This is a genomic window from Thermoflavimicrobium dichotomicum, assembly GCF_900114055.1.
Taxonomy (GTDB): Bacteria; Bacillota; Bacilli; order Thermoactinomycetales; family Thermoactinomycetaceae; genus Thermoflavimicrobium; species Thermoflavimicrobium dichotomicum.
Genome location: NZ_FORR01000005.1, coordinates 1 through 21,810, shown reverse-complemented (window position 1 = coordinate 21,810; position 21,810 = coordinate 1). Strand labels below are relative to the sequence as shown.

Below are 21,810 nucleotides of genomic sequence, written 5' to 3'. Positions count from 1 at the left end.
TTGCTAATGGTGAATGATTCATTCTCTCCATTTATTTGCATCTTTTGGATGCTCATATTCCCTAAACCGATTGAGTAGCTGAACAGGATCGCTTTCACAAATAAACAGTTCTGCATGGGTTTTTGGAATAAATCCCTCTTCTGCTGCATTTCGTACCATCGTCATCAATGGTTCATAAAAACCATCGATATTCATCAAACCAATCGGCTTCTTATGTATCCCCAAATGTCCCCAGCTTACTACTTCAAAGATCTCCTCAAATGTGCCATATCCTCCTGGAAGCGCTATAAATCCATCAGAAAGCTCATTCATTTTGGCTTTTCGTTCATGCATCCCTTTTACTTGATAAAAATGTGTCAAGCTTTGATGAACAATCTCTCCTCGCAGCAAACCAGAAGGCATCACACCGATTACCTTTCCGTGATTTCGCAATACCGCATCCGCCACAATCCCCATCAATCCAACGCTCGAACCTCCGTATACCAGCTCGATATCCTGATTGGCCAAAATCTCTCCCAATTGTGCTGCTATCTCTTTATATTTGGGATTATTTCCCGTGTTCGAACCTGCAAAGATACAAATACGTTTCATATTCCCACCTAACTTTTTCTTTTTTATTCAATCTTTGATCCAATGAAGACACCAATAATTGGATACTTGCAATCATACATCATATTTATATTATTTTCAACTTTCCTATATTTCAATATTCATCATCTGCCACTGCCACTTTCCCTCTTTCTCTGAAAACCCATAACCAGACACCAAAAGCTGAGCAAAAAAATGGAGCTGATGCATACCACTAGTATACATCAGCCATTAATGAATCAATCCGAATTCAAGGCATGGGGTTGAAAAATCGATCACAATGTCTCCGCTGCCATGTGCTGCATAAGAACCCGTACATGCCAGACCAAATGCCGCTCGTTAAAGCCAGAGGTTATTCAATATAAAATACTTTTCTGCTCGGCAACACTAGACAATTTAAGCGGCCACCATAGACACAGCCTCCATCGATCCCAATAATCCGATTCTCACCAAAATAAACATCATAACAACCGTGTAGCTTCATGGTTGGTGTATGACCAAAAACAACGGTTTTTTCCCCTTTATATCCTTGATGAAATTCATCACGAATCCACATCAATACATTCGGATCTGTAGATTCGAGGGGGGTATTGGGATCTACTCCTCCATGTACAAAGATGTAATCATCCTTCTCATAGTAGCATGGCAAGTTTTTTAAAAAGTCGATATGCTCTTTGATTTTACCCGTTTGCAGTAAGGCTACCACTTCCTCTGAACTTTTTTCATCCACTGCATATCCATAACTCTGCAGTGTTTGCTTACCACCATTTCTTAACCATTTTTCCACGACACTTCCATCTTTTTCAGCCACTTTGATCATATAATCTTCATGATTGCCTTTAAGAGCAATGGCACCTTCTTCGGTCAATTGGATTACTTTTTCAATCACTGCTTTTGAATCTGGTCCCCGATCAATATAATCTCCCAGCAGTATTAATTGATCTTGTGCCGGATCATATTGCGCTTTTTTTAACAGCTCTGTGAATTTACTGGCTTCACCATGGATATCACTAATAACAAGCATTCTGCACATGACTGTCTCATCTCCTGGTACTTTTTGACGTTTGTGGCTTTACACGGAATGAGGGTAATATCTATATTTTATGTAAATTAGTAAACAAAGAGTAGTTCCATTTTGTAAAATGTAATTCTTTTTTTATTTGTGTTGCAAACTAGTTTAATTTATATGAACATTATCGACAAAATGGACCTATTCTTCTTCATAATTCTGCTATTATAGAAGTAAATGAATCATAAACACAGGGAGATGAACATGTTCACACCTCAGAATGAAGAGTATGAGCTGTTAGATGAAGCATTCCAAAGAAGACTCCATCTGTTTTGCAATAGCTTAATGAAAAGGAAAATACTGAAAACATGGAATGAACACAAAACAATCTTATTCTATCAAATGAACATTGATAGTTATGAAGAATTTCAAACTCAATCGATTCGTATATTCAGTAAAATGAAGCCTCTATTCGTTCGTGCTTTTCAGGAAGAATATCCCCATACAAGCCCCAATGTAAAAACTTTTGAAAAATGGCTGAGAAATTGTGTGATATCTGCTAGCATCCTTCAACAAATCGATCAGCGTAATGATTGGATTGAAATATGGGATTGTTATACTTATTTGGTAGAACAAAAAAGAATGGACCAAAAAAAGTAAAAGAATCCAGCCTGTGTTGGTGGCTGGATTCTTTTATGAATTGGATTATATGTTGACAGAAGCTTCCTTGTTCATTTTGCTGGTGAGCCAATCTGAAAACTGTGCCAGCTTTACTTTTTTCTTCGTCAACGTCTTTTGCACTTGCTCTTTGGCTGTTCCGCCTTCACTTTTACGTGCTTCAACAACTGAGATTGGATCTAAATGATCGTAAATATCCTGTTCGATCTCCGGTGCAAAGGATTGGAACTCTTCCAGGCTGCAATCCAACAGAAATTTTTCTTGCTTTAAGCAATATAAGACCAGTTTTCCCACAATTTCATGAGCTTTCCTGAAAGGTATCCCTTTATTCACCAAATAATCGGCTAAATCCGTTGCATTGGCAAAACCCTGTTCTACATTTTGTTTCATCCGCTTTTGGTTCACTTTCATCGTTTTTAAAATCTCAGCCATGAGTTCAAGAGAACCTGTCAACGTTTTGACGGTATCAAAAACCCCTTCCTTATCTTCCTGCATATCCTTGTTGTACGTAAGTGGAAGAGCTTTTAACGTCATCAACAAAGAAACCAAATGCCCACAAACCCTTCCCGTTTTTCCGCGAATCAGTTCGGGAATATCCGGGTTTTTCTTTTGTGGCATCATACTGCTACCTGTGCAAAAAGCATCATCCAGCTCGATGTACTGAAATTCTTCACTGGACCAAAGAATCAATTCTTCGGATAAACGGGATAAGTGCGTCATGATCAAGGAGGATATGGATAAAAACTCCACTAAATAATCCCGATCACTCACTGCATCCATGCTATTATCATAGATCCGGTCAAAACCAAGTTTCTCCGCTACATAACGGCGATCAATCGGAAAGGTGGTTCCAGCTATCGCTCCTGCTCCCAAAGGACATGTATTGACACGTTTATAACTATCCACCAAGCGCTCGATATCTCGCTCAAACATCGAGGCATAAGCCAGCAAATGATGGGAGAATCGAACCGGTTGCGCCCGCTGAAGGTGCGTATAGCCTGGCAAGATGGTATCGATTTGTTGTTCAGCTTGCATGAGTAACACTTCTTGTAATTGAAGCAATAACCGAACGAGCTCCATGGTCTGTCTGCGAATGTACAGATGCATATCCAGAGCCACTTGATCATTCCGGCTCCGGCCGGTATGCAGTTTCCCACCAACAGATCCAATTTCATCCATCAGCAGCTTTTCGATATTCATATGAATATCTTCATGTTCGATCGAAAACTGTACTTCCCCACGACGTACACGCGCCAAGATCTTCTTCAACCCTGCTGAAATCTGTTCGACATCTTCTTTGGGAAGGATTCCACACTTCCCTAACATCGCTACATGAGCCAGACTTCCCTGGATGTCTTCTTCGACCAGTTCCTTGTCAAAGAGAATCGAGGCATTAAATTCCTCTACCAGTTGATTAGTTGGTTTGGTAAACCGGCCCCCCCACAGCTTCATGTTTTTCCCCCTTTTCTGCATGAACAGATGCATATACGGAAGTAGGCAGTCCCCACAGTTTGATAAATCCAACTGCAGCTTGATGGTCAAAGGTATCTTCAGGTGTATAGGTAGCCAGACTCTCATCATAGAGCGAATAAGCCGATTGTCTGCCCGTCACGGTTGCATGTCCTTTAAAGAGTGAAATACGTACTTTTCCTGTCACCATTTTTTGCGTTTCATTAATAAATGCATCCAACGCTTTTTTCAATGGTGAAAACCATAGCCCTTCATAAACAAGTTTTGCCCACTGTTGCTCCACAATTGGTTTAAAATGAGCAATATCACGTGTTTGAGTGAGATATTCCAATTCTCTATGAGCGGTAATCAAAGTCGTCGCGGCTGGGCACTCGTACACTTCCCTCGATTTGATGCCAACCAGACGATTTTCCACATGATCAATTCTTCCAATTCCATGTTCACCTGCGATTTTGTTCAGTTTGCTAATCAGTTCATGTAATGGTAACTTTTCACCATTCAGATGTGTAGGAATCCCCTCTTCAAACGTAATCTCTACTTCTGTGGGGGTATCAGGTGTTTGATCTAAAGGTTTGGTCCATTCATAAGCTCCTTCTGGTGGTGCGACCCATGGATTTTCCAACTCGCCGCATTCACAGCTTCTACCCCATAAATTTTGGTCAATACTGTAAGGATTATCCAAATCAACAGGGATCGGAATATTGTGCTGCTTTGCATAGGCAATTTCTTCATCACGAGACATTGCCCATTCGCGGACAGGTGCTACCACTTTCAGATCAGGAGCCAGCGCAGTTACGGATACTTCAAAACGAACCTGATCATTTCCTTTTCCTGTACAACCATGCGCTACTGCAACAGCGCCCTCTTCTTGTGCCACTTTGACCAATGCTTGTGAAATCAATGGACGTGATAACGCTGAGACGAGCGGATATTTTCCTTCATACATCGCATTTGCTTTTAATGCAGGGGCAAGAAACTCCTGAGCAAACCATTCTTTGGCATCCATGACGACAGATTTTACTGCCCCCACTTGCAGAGCTTTTTGCTTTACAAATTCCAAATCTTTTCCTTCTCCTACATCCAAAGCCAGTGCAATCACATCATAGCCATACTTCTCACTTAACCATTTAATTGCGACTGATGTATCTAAACCGCCCGAATAGGCCAATACCAATTTCTGTTTCGCCATCCTATTCATCCTCCTAACGAATTAAATAAATATACAACAACATGAATAAATATACCAAAAGAAACAAAAAAAATCTACACCTATCCTAACAAAGATAACAGCAAAGCTTTCTGGGCATGTAGACGATTCTCAGCTTGCTGAAAAACAACCGACTGCGGCCCATCAATCACTTCAGCCGTTACCTCCAGACCCCGATACGCTGGTAAACAATGCATGAAAATGGCATCCGCCTTGGCTTGTTTCATCAGTGTTTCATTGACCTGGTACTCAGCAAAATCTTTTTTCCGTTTCTCCTTTTCCTCTTCCTGTCCCATGCTCGCCCACACATCTGTATAAATCGCATCTGCTTCTTTTACAGCTTCCATCGGATCATAGTAAAACTGAATTTGTGCTCCTGTCTGTTTTGCTACCTTCTCTATTTCATCCCATACTTTCGGTAATGGTTCATATCCTTTGGGTGTGGCAATCGTCAATGTCATTCCGACAGCAGCTGCTCCATGCATCAGGGAGTGAAGAACATTATTTCCATCGCCAACATAAGCCAACTTCACCCGGGACAGATCCCCTTTTTCTTCCATTAATGTTAACAGATCAGCCAATGCCTGACAGGGATGATACAGATCGGTTAAACCGTTGATCACCGGAACAGTTGCATGTTTGGCCAGTTCTTCCACCATCTGCTGGCTAAAAGTCCGAATCATAATTGCATCTACATATCCTGACAAGGTTCGAGCGGTATCCTCTAACGATTCTCCTCTTCCATATTGCATCTCTTTGGATGATAACTCCAAAAACTGTCCGCCAAGTTGAGCCATTCCTACCGCAAAGGAAACACGGGTCCGAGTCGATGGCTTGTCAAACATCATCGCCAACACTTTTCCTTGTAACGCTGTGTTTTTTACTCCTGCCTTTTGCTCTTGTTTGAGCTTGACTGCCAATTTGATCAGCGCCTGGATTTCCTCTGGTGTATAATCGGTTAATGTTAAACAATCCTTTCCTTTCAGCCCTTGCAATACTGAATCCAAGGAATATACAGCCATATCAGTTCACCATCCTCTTATGAAATCAGTACATGCTGTTTCTTTTTGCCCAGTACTTGCTGAATGATTTCTACCGCTTCATCGATTTGTTCCATCGTAACAACCAGTGGAGGCAAAAAGCGAATGACTTTTTCCCCTGCCGAAATTGCAATTAACCCTTGCTCCAGTAATTCTTTGATAACAGGAGCCACTGGATGATCCATTTCGATGCCCACCATTAAACCCAAACCTCGAATCTCTTTCACGCCATCCTTCTGACCACATGCTTCATGTAATGCCTGGAGAAAATATTGTCCTTTTTCTTTTACTTTTTGTAAAAAGAGTGGCTGGCTCATCTCTTCCAAAACCGCTTGGGCAGCCGCCATTGCCAATGGATTTCCCCCAAAAGTACTGCCATGACTTCCCGGACCAAAGATCGGTTTCAGTTTTTCTTTGGCCAACATCGCTCCAACCGGCATTCCGTTTCCCAATCCTTTGGCCAGTGTAAAAATATCCGGTTCGATCTCATAAGCCTGAAAAGCAAACAATTCGCCTGTCCGCCCCATTCCGGTTTGTACTTCATCGATCATCAGGAGAATATTTCTCTCTTTACACCATGCCGCCAGCTCCTGGACGAAACTTCGATCACAGGGACGAACGCCACCTTCTCCCTGTACCAGCTCCAAACATACAGCTACTACCTGACTTCCAGTAATTCTTTTGAGTCGTTCGAAATCCTGAAATGGAATGGTGATAAACCCTTCAGGGTAAGGAGCAAATCCTGTTTTTACCTTATTCTGCCCTGTTGCAGTCAATGTCGCCAAAGTCCGTCCATGAAAAGAGCTCTCGAAAGTGATAATTTTGGGTTCTTTGATTAATCGCGCTTCACTTCCCCATTTCCGGGCAAGTTTAAACGCCGCTTCATTCGCTTCTGCTCCGCTGTTGCAAAAGAACACCGCTCCCATCTGGCTCAGCTCACATAATTGCTTTGCAACTTCCTCCTGGATTTGGATCGGAAACAGATTTGACACATGCCACAAGTTTTGGAGCTGTTTTTCTACCTTTTGAGTCACTCGAGGATGACAGTGTCCGAGATTGGTCACACCAATGCCACTGGCAAAATCGAGATATCTTTTTCCATTCACATCATAAAGATACGCGCCTTCCCCTTTGACGGGCGTAATCTCATAACGACTATAGGTGGGAAATAAAGACATGACTCTTCACTTCTCCTTTGATCAAACGTGTTCCATGCGAGTCATCGGTTAAACAACCGGGCTGTTGTCCATTAACAATCACAACTTCCTGCACACTGCCTGTTAAAGAACGAAGTCCAGAACGCACTTTGGGAATCATTCCTCCTGTAATTTCACCGGTACGGATATATGCTTCGATCTCATCAGCTGTCGCCTGTTTCAGCGGCTGATCATTTATCTGGATCCCATCTACATTGCTGACTGAAATCAATTTCTTTGCTTTCAGGGCATCAGCAATGGCCGAGGCCACATCATCGGCATTCACGTTATAATGCTGTCCTTCATGATCCACACCCAGTGAAGCAATGACAGGAATCCATCCTTGATCCAGGATCAACTGAATCACTTCTTTATTCACATGAGTCACTCTTCCAACAAAACCGAGTGAATGGTTTAATGGTTCTACTTGAATCAATCCCAAATCAATCCCGGTCATCCCGATTGCTTTTGCCCCGGCTTGCCGAAACTTCGTAACCAAATGTTTATTAACCGATCCAGCCAATACCATTTCCACAATGGTTAGAGTCTGTTCATCTGTTACACGCAAGCCATCGACAAATTGCGGTTGAAAACCAAGCTGATCCATCCACTGACTGATCACCGGTCCTCCGCCATGCACGATTACCGGAGTCAAGCCTTTTTCCTTTAATTGCAAACATTCCTGAAAGAAAGCAGAGTGCAAATGTTCCAATACACTTCCACCTATTTTGATTACAATTTGCAATGGAATCACCTACTCATTAACTGCGATAACTTCCATTAATTTTCACATAATCGTATGTCAAATCACATCCCCAAGCTGTCGCACGACAGTCCCCCTGGTGGAAATTCACCTGGATGACCACTGTCTCATTGCGTAAGAGTTCGGTCACTTTTTCCTCATCAAAGGGGACAGGCATTCCCTGTTTGGCTACCAAAACGGAGCTGATCGAAATATCGGTATGTTCCGGATCCAGCTCAGGAGCACTGTAACCAGCGGCGCAAAGAATACGTCCCCAGTTGGGATCTGCACCAAAAATAGCTGCCTTGACCAAATTGGACGAAACAATCGCACGCGCTATTTGTTGGGCAAGCTCTTTCCTTGGCGCCCCTTCTACTTGAACCTCAATCAGCCGAGTAGCTCCTTCGCCGTCTTTGGCAATTTGTTTGGCCAATTCCTGACAAACATAATGGAAAGCGGCCTGAAAATGGCTCCAGTCAGGGTGAATTGGGGTTAATGCCTGATTTCCAGCTAATCCGCTGGCCATGACAATGACCATATCATTGGTACTGCAATCGCCATCCACTGAAATCATATTAAAAGTTTCATTTACCGTTGTTTTTAACAAACTCTCAAGCTCCTTGGAATCAATCACCGCATCTGTCGTAATAAATCCGAGCATGGTCGCCATATTGGGATGAATCATTCCTGAACCTTTGGCCACTCCTGCAATTTTGACCGTTTGGCCATTCACCTGTACATGCACTTCTACCTTTTTGGGAAAAGTATCGGTCGTTAAAATGGCTTCAGCAAAGGTATCTTCTGGATCATGGCTCGCTTTTTCCACGATTTGCTCCAAGCCAGCCAATAACTTATCCATCTGCAGATACTCTCCAATCACGCCGGTAGATGCAACCGCTACAAAGTGATCCGGGATCCCCAACAGCTCCGCCATTCGTTGTCTGGTTGCCAATGCATCCTGGTAACCGCGCTTCCCTGTTCCTGCATTTGCTTGCCCGCTATTTACAACAACCGCTTGAAGCTTCCTGTCCGTTTGAATGCTTTCTTTCGTTACTTTCACGGGCGCTGCTTGAAATGCATTTTTTGTATAAACCGCTGCTGCGTTTGCAGGTACATCACAAATAATAGCCCCTAAATCCAATTTTCTCCTTTTCAGTCCTGCATGAATTCCGATCGAACGAAAACCTTGCGGTGAAGTAATGCTCGGTTGACTTGCAATCTCAAATGCCTGCATCTCTCTCTCCCCTTTTTACGGAAATAAAGGTGAAAAAGTTAAGCCGCTCTCTTCTGGCCATCCCAGACGTAAATTGGCATTCTGGATGGCTTGCCCAGCAGCCCCTTTCATTAAATTGTCGATGGCAGATAAAACAATCACTTGATGGGTACGCTCATCAATGTGCCAGGCAATATCACAGTAATTACTTCCTTGCACCTGTTTGGTTTCTGGCCACTCTTGCTGACGTAGCCGAATGAACGAAGCTTTCTGGTAGTGATTTTGGTAGATTTCACTCAAGTCATCGATCGAATAATTATTCATCCGTTTTGCATAAATCGTCACCAAAATCCCACGATTCATGGGAACCAGATGGGGAACAAAATTGACACGAATCTCCTGTCCTGCCACGAAGCTGGCAAAACGCTCAATTTCCGGTATATGTTGATGCCCATCCACTTTATATGGGCGTAAGTTTTCATTTACTTCACCAAAAAGCATGGCCTGTTTCAACCCACGTCCTGCTCCGCTGACTCCCGATTTTGCATCGATAATGATGGTAGAGGGATCAATCGCTTTTGCCTGGAGCAGAGGCAAAAGAGCCAGTAACGTCGCTGTAGGATAACATCCTGGATTGGAGATAATCTGTGCCTCCTTGACTTCTTCTCCAAACCATTCACTCAATCCATAGACGGCTCGCCGCAACCAGTTTGCCGGCGCAGGTTGTTTTCCGTACCATGCTTGATAGACTTCTGGTCGATCCAGACGAAAGTCTCCAGAAAGGTCGATCACGATTTTTCCCCGTTCAGCGAGTAAAGGCGTCCATTCACTACTGACACCAGGTGGCGTTGCAAGAAAGATCAAGTCATTGTTTGCACATAATTCATCGACATGTAACCCTTCGAACGAGCGATCGATATGGGACAAATGAGGATACACTCTGGCTACCGGCCCGGTTTGCGAAGTGGAAACCAATGTCCCAAGCTCCAAATAGGGATGGTGTTGAATCAAACGAATCAGTTCTGCTCCACCATAACCGGTAGCACCTATAATGGCCGCCTTCACAACAAACACTCCTTTCAGTGGTACGAGGAAGAAGTTGTGTATTATTATACATATATATTAATATTTATGCAATGCATTTTAAAAAAAAACAACAACAATATGCACTTTTCTTTCTTCAATCATCTCTCTTGATCCATCAGATGTTGAATTTGCTGCATAATCGATTCATAACATTGGATAAAAGGAATAACCTTTTTCTGTGTCCACTCATCCATGATTAGATCCTTTTGTGATATTAAAAACTGAAACCAGCGATTTGGCTCAGAACCCATCTGTTCTGCCAGATATTGCAACCTCCTTTCCTCCAGTTTTCTATGTTGTTCTCGCTTCTGTGTACACCACTTATCATTGAGGGATGATTTCGATTGGACATTCAACTCCCTTAACAGTTCCTCCTTGCTTCTTTCTTTTATCTTTTCTAGCATCATTCCTTTTATTTCTTGGTCGAATTGATAGAATGAATGAGCCAATTCTTTCATTTGCACCAGATTTTTTTCCAGGAAAATCAACTCTTCCGGGTTTAAAAGCAAGCTCATAACAACCAACTGTCTATAACAACGGAAGAAGTAATCAGCATTTCTCTTTGGTCGCTTCATACTGTATAAAAAATCGTTCTTTATAGCCATAAACCATTCATGAACCAAATGGGATAATTTCATTAGCTCTTTCAAGCGATCAGCCTTCGATGTTTTCATCAGACATCCTTTATCAAACATAGTTGAAGACAAACTGAAGAATCCAAAGATCCCCAATACTATTTCAATTATTTTCCCGAGCAATTCAAGCCCTCCACCCAATAATATTGCAGTTAAATTCATTCTATACAAATCACCGATTGTAGTCTATTTCAATTTAAAAAAATACTATAAATATTCCATATTATTTTCCGAAAAAAATACCTAACCATCATAACCAATGATGTCAGGTCAGGTTAATAAAGAAAAGAAATGGACTTGACGTCCATCCCATGCTTCGGTGCTGTGTTCCTTCCAGCGTGACGACTTATGTACCATCACAGTCACTGGGTAAGGAACCCATCCCTACGCTTTTAACACCATTTTTATCTCTCTGATAGTGTTGAGGGTCTGTTGACAAACATATAACGAAAACCTGGTCAACAAACCAGATCTTTATTGAAAAGGCCATTCGATCTTTCCTTCTTCAATCAGCTCTTTCATCATATGCTTCGCATAACCCGCCATTTGTCCCCATGTAATATGTGCCGGCATGGGTGCTACATTCGCATCTACTACAACATCAATAATACACGGCTTTGTTTGCCGTATGGCTTGTTCAAATGCCGGCATCAATTCCTCAGGCTTTTCAACACGATATCCAATCCCTCCGCTTGCTTCTGCAAACTTTGCAAAGTTGGGATTGGTCAAATCCGTTCCATACTCCAGGTTTCCCATCACTTCCTGTTCAAACTTGATCATTGCAATCTTCTGGTTGTTTAGCACTATGACAATGATGGGTAAATCATATTTCACAGCTGTGACAAAATCAGCCATCGTCATGGCGAAACCGCCATCTCCGCAAATGGCAAATACCTGCCGCTTTGGATAAGCGATTTTTCCAGCTATCGCCCCTGGAAGACCACAACCTAAAGTGGCTAACCAACTTGAGATAATGAACGGTTGATGGGTCATGCGAAAATGACGAGCCATCCAAACTGTCACATTACCGACATCCACGGACAGAACGGCATCATCCTGGGCGACTTTTTGCAATGCCTGAATCACATGGGGTGGTTTTATGGGCAAAGACTCATCTTGTTCTTCTTTTTCCATTTTCGTCCACCAGGCTTCTCGTTCCTGTTGAAGTTCCTCTAAAAATGAAACATCCGTTTGTTTTTGAACATGCTGTACCAGCCAATCCAATGTCGTTTTCGCATCGCCAGCAATCCCTACATCAATCGGATACCTTTTTCCAATCTGGGCAGGATCGGTGTCAATCTGGATCGTTTTGGCCGATTCCGGCAAGAAACCTGTAAAAGGAAATGACGTCCCGACCATAATCAAGGTATCTGCCTTCTTCATCGCATCATAGGAAGGTTTTGTTCCAATCAACCCCAAACCGCCCAAACAATAGGGATGTTCATCGGGCACTACGCCCTTGCCTGGTAATGTCAGAACGATCGGCGCTGCCATATGCTCAGCAAAAGCAAGTAATGACTCTCGTGCATGCTTGGCCCCTTTTCCCGCTAAAATGACTGGGCTTCTGGCTTTGTCCAGGATCGCTTTGGCCTGATTTAAATAGGTAGATGAAGGGGAAATTTCCGGTTCTACAAAGATGGAACTGGTTTTTCTCGCTTCTGCTTTCACTTCAAATTTGGGAATGTCGTCAGGAATGGTTAGAACCGAGACCCCCTTTTTCGCATAAGCGACTCGGATCGCCTGGTTAACTACAGCAGGAAGTTGTTCTGCTGACATGATCCGTTGATTATATACGGCTACATCATCAAACAGCCGCTCCAGCTGCACTTCCTGAAAGTAATCCAGTCCCAATAAATCAGATTCGACTTGCCCAGTAATCGCCAGTACAGGAGCATGGTCCAGTTTGGCATCATATAAACCGTTGAGCAAATGAATAGCACCCGGTCCGGCAATCGCCAAACATACTCCTAACTTTCCTGTTAATTTGGCATAGGAGGCCGCGGCCAAAGCTCCTGTTTCTTCATGCCGTACTTGGATAAACTTGATTTTATCTTGAGCTTTCCGTAATGCTTCTATGATGGAGTTAATCGAATCTCCCGGCATACCATAAACATGATCCACTCCCCATTCAACAAGCAGATCTACCAGCGTTTCACCAGCCGTTTTTCCAAACATAAACATGTCTCTCCTTTAGTCATTCATTCCTCCTTATTTTGTACGGTATTTCCAAAATCAAACGGAGAAACATATTTTTCAGGAATATCAAAGGCGGATCGTTAATGAACGACTGGGAGAACTTTCATGATGCAAACGCTCAACTGCCGTCACTGCATACGTATAAGCATGGTTGGCTGAAATGGCAGTATCCACATACACATGCTCCGGGTCATTTGATTTTCGAATGGTCGCCCATATATTTTGAGGTTTGTCTATGGAAACTGGTTCATCGTCCACAAAACGGTACAGGACAAAATAGGCGGTATTTCCTGGATCTGTGTCTTGCCATCGAATCTCAACCCGATCGCCTTTTGGAGTCAGGGATTGAAGTACAGGGGCTTTAGGCGCTGCCCGATTGAGCCATGGCATAATCGGAACGAGAGCGATAAATTTAAAATATTCATTTTTTATTTGGTCCGATACGCCTAATGGATTATTTACAACATCCCTTACACTAAAAAAACTGCTCCCCTTGATTTCCGAACACGAACGGTTGAGTTCCAGCTGGTTTGGAATTTCATCCGGCTGGTTCCAGGCCTGATTATCCTTTCCCACTTTATATAATGCATGACCCATATAAAGATGATGTCCATTATTTTTGACTTGTTGGGACCACCAATCGGCCAGTTTTTCATACGCAGCCGATTGGTGACCGATATTCCAATAGATTTGTGGAATGATATAGTCCAACCACTTCTGTTGAATCCATTTCCGCGAATCCACATACAGATCATCATAACTCTCCAAACCGGATGTGTCTGAACCATTGGGATCAGAAGAACGGTTTCGCCAGATGCCAAACGGACTGATGCCAAACTTCACATGTGGTTTCTTTTGCTTAATCGCCTTCGCTAACCGTTCAACCAACTGATTGACATTATGCCGCCGCCACTCCGCTTTGGAAGGAAACTGGCCAGCGCCATACTTTTGGTAGGTATCCTGATCTGGAAAATCTTGCCCATTGATGGGATAGGGATAAAAATAATCATCCAAATGAACGGCATCAATATCATAATGTGAAACCACTTCCATGACACTTTCCACAATGTGATCCATGACTTGTGGAATGCCAGGATCATAATACAGCTTTTGTCCGTACTGTTTGACCCAATTTGGATATTTTCGCCCAGGGTGATCGGAAGCCAACTGGTTTCGATCTGTATTCATACTCACTCGGTAAGGATTGAACCAGGCATGAAACTCAAGATTCCGCTGATGGGCTTCTTGCAGCATAAAAGCAAGAGGATCATATCCCGGATCTTTTCCCTGATCTCCCATCAAATACTTGGACCACGGATTGATTTGTGAAGGATAGAAGGCATCCGCTGTTGGGCGAATTTGTACCATGACTGCATTCATCCGTATGGATACCAGCTCATCGAACAGTCGGATCATCTCAGACTGTTGCCTGTCTTTGCTTAATCCTGTATTGGAAGGCCAATCCAAGTTCTCGACCGTCGCAATCCATGCAGCCCGCCACTCTCTTTTCGTCCCTGCATGATTTCCACCCAAAGCATTCAACCTCATTTCCATTTTTTATTATAAAGAATATTCAACATTTATGAATGTATTTCCTTTTTATATGTATAAAATGGAATGGTTGATAAAGTTTCCGTTATATGCTGGTTTCTTTTTCTAAGGAAAACCGGGTTTGTCAACATACTGAAACACTCCCTCTACTGATTTCGAGGGAGTGTCTGGTTTTTATCGATTGATCTCTTTTAATGCTGCCGCAATTCGGGCTGCCACTTCTGCATTATGTTTCACCAATGCGATATTGGTTGCCAGGCTTTTTCCCTGGGTCAGCTGTTTCACTTTATCCAGCACAAATGGTGTTACCTTCTTCCCAGTAATTCCATTTTCTTTGGCCTCTTGAAGCGCTTGAATAATCACCGCTTCAATCTCATCATGATTCATGGCATAAGCCTCTGGCACTGGGTTAGCAACCACGACTCCTCCCTGTAAACCGAGCTTCCACTTCATATCCAGCATTTTCGCTACCTCTTGTGGTGTATCTAACCGAAAATCGACCTGATAACCACTTGTCCGAGAGTAGAAAGAAGGAAAATCGTCACACCGATAACCGACAACAGGGACTCCCTGGGTTTCCAAATATTCCAGGGTACGGCCAATATCCAAAATCGACTTCACTCCAGCACAAACGACTGCCACATTGGTTTTTGCCAGTTCGGTCAAATCAGCCGATACGTCCCAGGTCACCTCTCCTTCACGGTGAACTCCACCAATTCCGCCGGTCGCAAACACTTCAATTCCAGCTAATTGTGCAGCAATCATGGTTCCTGCCACTGTAGTAGCTCCGATTTTTCCCGTAGCCAAAACATAAGGAAAGTCACGGCGGCTCACTTTTTCTACCGCAGGATTTTGGGCAAACTCTTCCAGTTCTTCTTCATTTAAGCCGATCTTTATTTTTCCATCCATAATTCCAATCGTTGCCGGGACAGCTCCATGTTCACGAATAATTTGTTCCACTTCTTTCGCTGTTTGGATATTCTGCGGATAAGGCATCCCGTGTGAAACAATCGTCGTTTCCAATGCAACAACAGGCCTTTGGTTCTGTAAAGCATGTTTCACTTCTTCGGTAAAAGACAAATAGTTTTTCATCTTGATTCCTCCTCTAGCATGGCATATATTCGATCGGGTTGTAGCAATGGTGATACGGATTTTTCCGTCTGCAAGGTCAGAGCTGCTGCAGCCAATCCCAACTGACATGCTCTTTCAATGCCTTCATCGTTCGTCATTCCGTATATAAATCCAGCAGCAAACGCATCCCCAGACCCTGTTACATCCACTACTTCCATTTTCTTCAGGGGAGGAAGATGCCCCATCTCATTTTCAGAAGCATAAAATACGCCTTTTTCCCCTAATGTGATCACAATGTTTTTAACGCCTCTGTCCCGAATTCTTTTACATAATTCTCGACAGTCTTTCAACTCTCTTACTTCCATCTGCGCCAACCATTGAGCTTCTTCCAAATTAGGTAAAATCGCTTCTACCCCCATCAGATTTTCAGGCAATTTACATGCCTTTGCAGATGAAACCGGATCCACATACAAAGGAATTTCAGACTCTCGGCAATGCTCTACGAGATAGTGAATGGATTCTTCCGGAATATTGGTATCCAAAAAAACAGCTTGTGAAGTAGCAATATATGACCATTTATCTTGCAAACGCTCAGGCGTGATCTGCTCGTATATTTCCATATCGGCTAACGAAATGACCATTTCTCCATCCAAGTCAAGCAAGGCTGTATAGGTTCCTGTTCGTTCACTCGGAAAGGTCCAAACCTGGCTTACATCAACACCATGTTTTTTGGTCTCCTGTAACACCCAATGCCCTTCTTTATCATCCCCCACACAACTGATCAGGGAAACATTGCACCGCAGCCGCCCCAGATTTTCAGCCACGTTTCTTGCCACACCACCACAGGACTCTGTCATCGTTACAGGATTGGAGGAATGAAACACAACCTTTTGCTTACTTCGAGCTTTACGGTCCAGATTTGCCCCTCCAATACAAGTGATCAATGAAGATTCTCTTAACACATATGCGCGTCCAACAATTTCCCCTCGTTTCATCAAGTTCGCAATATAACCGGCTACTGCAGAACGGGAAATGCCAATTTTATTAGCCAATTCCTGCTGCGAAATAAAGGGATTCATGCGAATATATTCTAAAATCCTTTTCTCTTTATCCACCCATCTCCCTCCTTTCCTTCCCATCACAAACAAAAGTTTATAATATAGACAAATGTTTGTATATATAAATGAATAATATTGTTCTATTCCGAAAATAAATCGGTATATCAATGAGTCTTAGTGTTAGCATAGGCAGTGGCTGGAGGTTCATACTGGACATTACCCATTCAAAAGAAATAGAATATTTATTAGAAAACCGAAATAAGCAGAATGGAGGACAGGACGTGGATCTAGGTCTCAACAGTCAAGTAGCACTGGTAACGGCTTCGAGCAAAGGATTGGGAAAGGCTACGGCATTTGAATTGGCCAAAGAAGGGGCCAAAGTAATGATTTCCAGCCGTAATCAAGAAGATCTTGAAAAAACAGCCAATGAGATAAAAGAGCAAACAGGTGCAGAAGTAGCCTTCTGTGTGGCAGACTTGACCAAAAGTGAAGATATTGACAACCTCATTCAAGAAACAGCAAACCGATTTGGCACGATTCATATTCTGGTCAATAATGCAGGTGGTCCACCACCAGGAAATTTTGATCAATTTCAAGACCAGGATTGGCAATATGCCTTTGAATTAAATTTGCTCAGTGTCATCCGCTTAATTCGTGGAGTTTTGCCTTTTATGCGCCAACAGCAATATGGACGCATTGTGAACTTTACCTCTTCCTCCATCAAAGAGCCCATCCAAGGATTGATTCTTTCCAACACTTTCCGAACAGCAGTCGTTGGTTTAACCAAAAGCTTATCGGTCGAACTGGCCGGCGACCAAATTTTAATCAATACGGTTGCTCCCGGGCGCATCGCAACTGATCGCCTGGCATCCTTGGACCAGACAAAAGCAAAACAACTCGGTATCTCGGTTGAAGAAGTACAACAGCAATTTTTCGCCCAAATTCCGCTTGGACGTTATGGAGAGCCCAGTGAGTTTGCCAAAGTAGCCACCTTCTTAGCTTCCAAGGCCAACTCTTATATAACAGGACAGGCATTACTGGTAGATGGCGGAATGGTTAAGGCCATTTAACCGATGTTTAGGGAATCGCACTGACATAAAATACCATGCGATTCCCTTTTTCATCCATAAAAATAGACACCCAACGATTGAGTGTCTAATCGAACTAAATATGATTCGGCTCACCAACTTTTAAAACGTATTCAACATACTCTTTGGCACTCGCTTCAATTTCTTCGTCTGTCGCCATAGCCGCATTAAAAAATTTAAAAACAGGTAAGAAATTCATTCCCACCAGATTTGCCACCGCTTCCATCGGCCGAACCAGTTCTTCCACTGTATAATAGTTAAATCCATCAGGTTTGTAAGATTCAGCAGGTGCTCCCATCGAAATGGCCAGCATTAAATCCTTACCCAATAATTTTGCACCGTCATCTCCCGACCATAGATAAGCAAATACCTCATCTATCCATTTTTTTAATATGTATGGAACATTATAGAATAACATAGGAAACTGGAGTACAATGCGATCATGTCGAAGGACCAATTCCCGTTCGTAATAAATATTAATTTGATCATCAGGATAAGCAAGAGATAAATTATGTATCGTAATGCCTGAATGTTTCTGTAACTCTTGGACCCAACGCTTATTTACCTTGGAATGTTGGAAGTTCGGATGTGCCACGATGACTAAGGTTTCCATCTGTACTTCACCTTCTATGTTTATTATTGTTAACGATCACTCTATCCAACAATTAATTATACTTTAACAATATTGGATAACTACATGAAAAAGTGAAAACTATTTAAATAAATGAATATACGACGTTCATGGATATAGAAAAGACTCATAATCAGTGTCCCATCTTGTCGAAAAAGTTTCATTAGATGCTGGTTTTCCTTTTCCGTTTTCCATCAAATAATGAAGAAATCGTTTCCATTTTAACTAAAATGAAAGAGAGGAAATTGAGCGATGCCAGATATCATTTGGAAAACTTCTCGTCTTCAAGCTCGAAAACTGACGCTCCTTGATGTGGATCATTTATTGAAAATCTTCACTGATCCCATTGCTATGGCCTATTACCCCTCTACAAAAACGCGAGAAGAAACGATTGAATGGATCAAGCGGAATCTCCAGATGTATCAAAATGAGGGAATGGGTTTGTGGGCCATTGAGTTAAAACAGAGTCAAACCTTTATTGGTCAGTGTGGACTCGTTATCCAAGAAGTAGAGGGGCAAAAAGAAATCGAAATCGGTTATCTCTTCATCCGGGATTTTTGGGGCAATGGTTACGCAACAGAAGCCGCTCATGCATGTAAAGAATACGGTTTTCATGTTCTTCAGCAACAACGTTTCATTTCTCTCATTGACCCAAGAAATGAAGCTTCGAAGGGAGTAGCCAAACGAATTGGCATGAATAAAGAAAAAGAAATAGTCAAATGGGGGAAAAATATCGAAGTATATGCGGTTCACCTTACCAGGCAGTAATGCCGCCATCTACTACAATCATTTGTTCAGTCATATAACTTGCTGCAGATGACGCTATTTCGCAGCATGTTCTCCTACTCTATATATCCAAGTTTTTATTTTCTATTTTTCTTGAGAAATAGAATTGACAAATTTTATCCCTCTGAATTTCCCTTCTAGTTTGACGCTTGTATTCAAGAAATACTTTGAAATATTTACTTGTTCGAGATCCATTTTGAACTATAATAGTAGAGTCAAAGTATCATCTATTTTCTCCAATGTGCCTACTTTTTTTATTCCATATTCATTCATTATTTTCATATCTAGAAAGGAGCTCTGGTGTGGAAGGAAAACAGTTAGCTGGAAGATATCATATTGTCCGATACATAGGTGGCGGAGGTATGGCTGCTGTCTACCTGGCACAAGATATGGTCTTGGATCGGTATGTAGCGATCAAAGTCCTTTATGAAGAGTACAGTAAAGATTGGGAGTTTGTACAACGATTTGTTCGTGAGGCCAAGACAGCAGGAAAGCTATCCCATCCCAATATTGTCAATGTTTTTGATGCAGGTGTCGACAATCACATTTATTATATAGTAATGGAATTTGTCGATGGTGCCTCACTCAATCACATCATTCAACAAAAAGGACAACTTTCAGCTCTTGAAACCATCTCGATTGCCATACAGATCTGCCAAGGCTTGGGGCATGCGCATGATCATGGAATCATACACCGCGATATAAAACCGCACAATATCTTATTCACGCAAAATGGACAAGCAAAGGTATCTGATTTTGGTATTTCTCGCTTTGTCCAATCAAACACAGCTCTCACCCAGACGGGTATCGTTGTAGGTACTGTACCTTACTTTTCACCAGAACAGGCAAAAGGAGCCAAATTGTCCTTTACATCGGATCTTTACTCATTGGGGATTGTCTTATATGAAATGGTCACAGGACAACTACCTTTTACCGGAAATGATTCCGTCAGTATTGCGCTTAAACATATTCAGGAACCTTTACCTGATCCAAGACAACTGAATCCACATATCACAGATAAACTGTATTTTATTATTCGAAAAGCAACCGAAAAGGATCCAGCCCATCGATACCAATCAGCCTATGAAATGGCTTACGATCTGCAACAGGCACTTATGGAGCTGCAACATTATCAACCGACCCCAGTCAACTCTGTTGGGAGCAGTTCATCTTCCCTGCTTCAACAAGCTGGGCAACATGCTCCCAAACTAATCCAAGACTTTATTCAACATAAAAGTAAAGACTTGATCTATAAGATTTTGGGAATGTTAATCAAATATATTCGAAAATGATCATGGATTCACAAACCACTTCAATATAAACATAACAAAAAACGCCTGTACTCCACAGGCGTTCCATTATTTTTAACTGGAAAATGGCATCGTTGCTTTAAAAGAACATGAAAGAATCATTTCCACCTAAATCATGTTATTTTTTACTAATCATTCGGAAGGGAATTCCCATTTTATGTAAAAAATAATAAATAATACTTACAGGAGGTGGAAATGATGTCCAAAACAGTTATTCATCTGGAAGGTATACCACTGAACATAATGGATTTAGAAAGAGCATGGTTTCATCGTATACAGACCCACTTTTTTGATTACCTCCATCAAGTCGCTGAGTGGTTTGCCTATACGTTGCAAACAAAACCAAAATATATGATAACACATGAATACGACCCGCCCTGGGATTCTTCGGGCAAACTCATTCATGCCAAACAACCCTTCCAGCTAAGCGATTATCCTCTGTTGCAGGAATTTATTGAAGAATATAATGGATGTACATACGCTACGTTTATGAGTGGATGTGGTTTCCGCCATGAAACATTTAGAGAAGATTTGGAACATCTTACAATTAGTTGGCTGAATGGCCATCTGGAGGATCTGATCATCGAGCATTACTCATTTCTCCCACCAGAAAAATTAAATGAACTGCTCACGGCCATTTTTGATGAACAATTATTTGATGATTCATTATTTGTCTATTCGATAGAATTGATTGAAAAAATCGGCATCATGGATAGTAAGCTGCTCTTTGAACTGGGAAAAGAAAAAGCGCTCCAGCAAATCGAGCAGGAAAAGTTGGAATCTGAAAGAAAGCACAAACAAGAAGAGGCTGACAACCAAACGGCCAAAATGATCCTTAAAAAGCTGCGAGCACAATACAAGCTCATTTACAGAGAAAATATGCCTGAGCGTATTGAAAAACCATTCTTCAACGCAAAAATCAAACCCTTGCTCATCCAGCTGATTCAGCAAGGTTTTTCTCTTACACAAATCCGTTTGCTGAGTCGATGTGCGATCTGGTCTAATTCCGTTACCTGGGAACTGGAACATTTCTCTCTTTAATTCAAAAACCTCTCTGAAACCTAAAAACAGGTTCCAAAGAGGTTTTCATCTTTTTCAAAACCCAGGAGCGTATTCCCTGAAAACCAAAGAGTGAGAAGGCATAACCCAAGAAGTAAAGTTATTCGGAAATAAACTCCGTAGAAAGGAGGTGATCCATCCCCACCTTCCGGTAGGGATACCTTGTTACGACTTCACCCCAATCATCTGCCCCACC

The 21,810-nt window shown here is 42.1% G+C and carries 19 protein-coding genes and 1 rRNA gene; 4 read left to right on the top strand and 16 right to left on the bottom strand.

What is annotated here, in order from left to right; all coding sequences use genetic code 11:
* Positions 1-18: 18 nt before the first annotated feature.
* The 14 genes from BMZ78_RS06820 to BMZ78_RS06750 form a co-directional block, all read right to left on the bottom strand.
* A complete protein-coding gene (locus BMZ78_RS06820) occupies positions 19-591 on the bottom strand; it encodes an LOG family protein (RefSeq protein WP_093229058.1) in 573 nt (190 codons plus the stop codon).
* Positions 592-940: 349 nt separating this feature from the next.
* Positions 941-1,621 (bottom strand): metallophosphoesterase family protein, encoded by a 681-nt coding sequence (locus BMZ78_RS06815; protein ID WP_093229056.1) that lies wholly within the window; start codon positions 1,619-1,621, stop codon positions 941-943.
* Positions 1,622-2,302: 681 nt separating this feature from the next.
* The gene (gene argH, locus BMZ78_RS06805) at positions 2,303-3,727 is read right to left on the bottom strand and encodes an argininosuccinate lyase (RefSeq protein ID WP_093229053.1); all 1,425 of its coding nucleotides are present in this window, start codon (positions 3,725-3,727) and stop codon (positions 2,303-2,305) included.
* Positions 3,690-4,934 (bottom strand): argininosuccinate synthase, encoded by a 1,245-nt coding sequence (locus BMZ78_RS06800; RefSeq protein ID WP_093229052.1) that lies wholly within the window; start codon positions 4,932-4,934, stop codon positions 3,690-3,692. The genes argH and BMZ78_RS06800 overlap by 38 nt, the downstream gene beginning before the upstream one ends.
* Before the next feature lie 80 nt (positions 4,935-5,014).
* Positions 5,015-5,974 (bottom strand): ornithine carbamoyltransferase, encoded by a 960-nt coding sequence (gene argF / locus BMZ78_RS06795; RefSeq protein ID WP_175482342.1) that lies wholly within the window; start codon positions 5,972-5,974, stop codon positions 5,015-5,017.
* 17 nt (positions 5,975-5,991) lie between these two features.
* Positions 5,992-7,170 (bottom strand): acetylornithine transaminase, encoded by a 1,179-nt coding sequence (locus tag BMZ78_RS06790; protein WP_093229050.1) that lies wholly within the window; start codon positions 7,168-7,170, stop codon positions 5,992-5,994.
* Positions 7,148-7,933: an acetylglutamate kinase gene (gene argB / locus BMZ78_RS06785; protein WP_175482341.1), complete on the bottom strand. Its 786-nt coding sequence runs from the start codon at positions 7,931-7,933 to the stop codon at positions 7,148-7,150. Before argB ends, BMZ78_RS06790 begins: the two co-directional genes overlap by 23 nt.
* Before the next feature lie 16 nt (positions 7,934-7,949).
* Positions 7,950-9,164, bottom strand: a complete 1,215-nt coding sequence (gene argJ / locus BMZ78_RS06780) for a bifunctional glutamate N-acetyltransferase/amino-acid acetyltransferase ArgJ (RefSeq protein ID WP_093229047.1) — start codon at positions 9,162-9,164, stop codon at positions 7,950-7,952.
* A gap of 15 nt (positions 9,165-9,179) precedes the next feature.
* Positions 9,180-10,208, bottom strand: coding sequence for an N-acetyl-gamma-glutamyl-phosphate reductase (gene argC / locus BMZ78_RS06775; RefSeq protein ID WP_093229046.1), 1,029 nt, complete (start codon positions 10,206-10,208; stop codon positions 9,180-9,182).
* A gap of 119 nt (positions 10,209-10,327) precedes the next feature.
* Positions 10,328-10,903, bottom strand: coding sequence for a hypothetical protein (locus BMZ78_RS06770; protein WP_139203284.1), 576 nt, complete (start codon positions 10,901-10,903; stop codon positions 10,328-10,330).
* Between the two features lie 435 nt (positions 10,904-11,338).
* Entirely contained in the window at positions 11,339-13,039 is a 1,701-nt protein-coding gene (locus BMZ78_RS06765; RefSeq protein ID WP_093229042.1) for a pyruvate oxidase, read from the bottom strand.
* An 87-nt stretch (positions 13,040-13,126) separates the two neighbouring features.
* Entirely contained in the window at positions 13,127-14,593 is a 1,467-nt protein-coding gene (locus BMZ78_RS06760) for a glycoside hydrolase family 10-like protein (protein WP_175482340.1), read from the bottom strand.
* Between the two features lie 192 nt (positions 14,594-14,785).
* Positions 14,786-15,703 carry a pseudouridine-5'-phosphate glycosidase gene (locus BMZ78_RS06755; protein ID WP_093229039.1) on the bottom strand — a complete coding sequence of 306 codons (918 nt, stop codon included), beginning with the start codon at positions 15,701-15,703 and terminating at the stop codon, positions 14,786-14,788.
* Positions 15,700-16,797: a carbohydrate kinase gene (locus BMZ78_RS06750; protein WP_093229037.1), complete on the bottom strand. Its 1,098-nt coding sequence runs from the start codon at positions 16,795-16,797 to the stop codon at positions 15,700-15,702. The genes BMZ78_RS06755 and BMZ78_RS06750 overlap by 4 nt, the downstream gene beginning before the upstream one ends.
* Positions 16,798-17,021: 224 nt before the next feature.
* On the opposite strand from BMZ78_RS06750, the gene BMZ78_RS06745 reads away from it, so the two are divergent.
* The gene (locus BMZ78_RS06745) at positions 17,022-17,810 is read left to right on the top strand and encodes an SDR family oxidoreductase (protein WP_093229036.1); all 789 of its coding nucleotides are present in this window, start codon (positions 17,022-17,024) and stop codon (positions 17,808-17,810) included.
* A 94-nt stretch (positions 17,811-17,904) separates the two neighbouring features.
* Here BMZ78_RS06745 and BMZ78_RS06740 read toward each other — a convergent pair whose 3' ends face one another.
* Positions 17,905-18,441, bottom strand: a complete 537-nt coding sequence (locus BMZ78_RS06740) for an NAD(P)H-dependent oxidoreductase (RefSeq protein ID WP_093229035.1) — start codon at positions 18,439-18,441, stop codon at positions 17,905-17,907.
* A gap of 270 nt (positions 18,442-18,711) precedes the next feature.
* Here BMZ78_RS06740 and BMZ78_RS06735 point away from each other — a divergent pair, with 270 nt between their 5' ends.
* From BMZ78_RS06735 to BMZ78_RS06725, 3 genes are all read left to right on the top strand, one after another.
* Positions 18,712-19,227: a GNAT family N-acetyltransferase gene (locus tag BMZ78_RS06735; protein ID WP_093229033.1), complete on the top strand. Its 516-nt coding sequence runs from the start codon at positions 18,712-18,714 to the stop codon at positions 19,225-19,227.
* Between the two features lie 320 nt (positions 19,228-19,547).
* A complete protein-coding gene (locus BMZ78_RS06730; RefSeq protein WP_175482339.1) occupies positions 19,548-20,537 on the top strand; it encodes a protein kinase domain-containing protein in 990 nt (329 codons plus the stop codon).
* A gap of 216 nt (positions 20,538-20,753) precedes the next feature.
* A complete protein-coding gene (locus BMZ78_RS06725; RefSeq protein ID WP_093229030.1) occupies positions 20,754-21,596 on the top strand; it encodes a hypothetical protein in 843 nt (280 codons plus the stop codon).
* A 141-nt stretch (positions 21,597-21,737) separates the two neighbouring features.
* On the opposite strand, the gene BMZ78_RS06720 is transcribed toward BMZ78_RS06725, so the two are convergent.
* A 16S ribosomal RNA gene (locus BMZ78_RS06720) occupies positions 21,738-21,810 on the bottom strand; the annotation flags it as partial.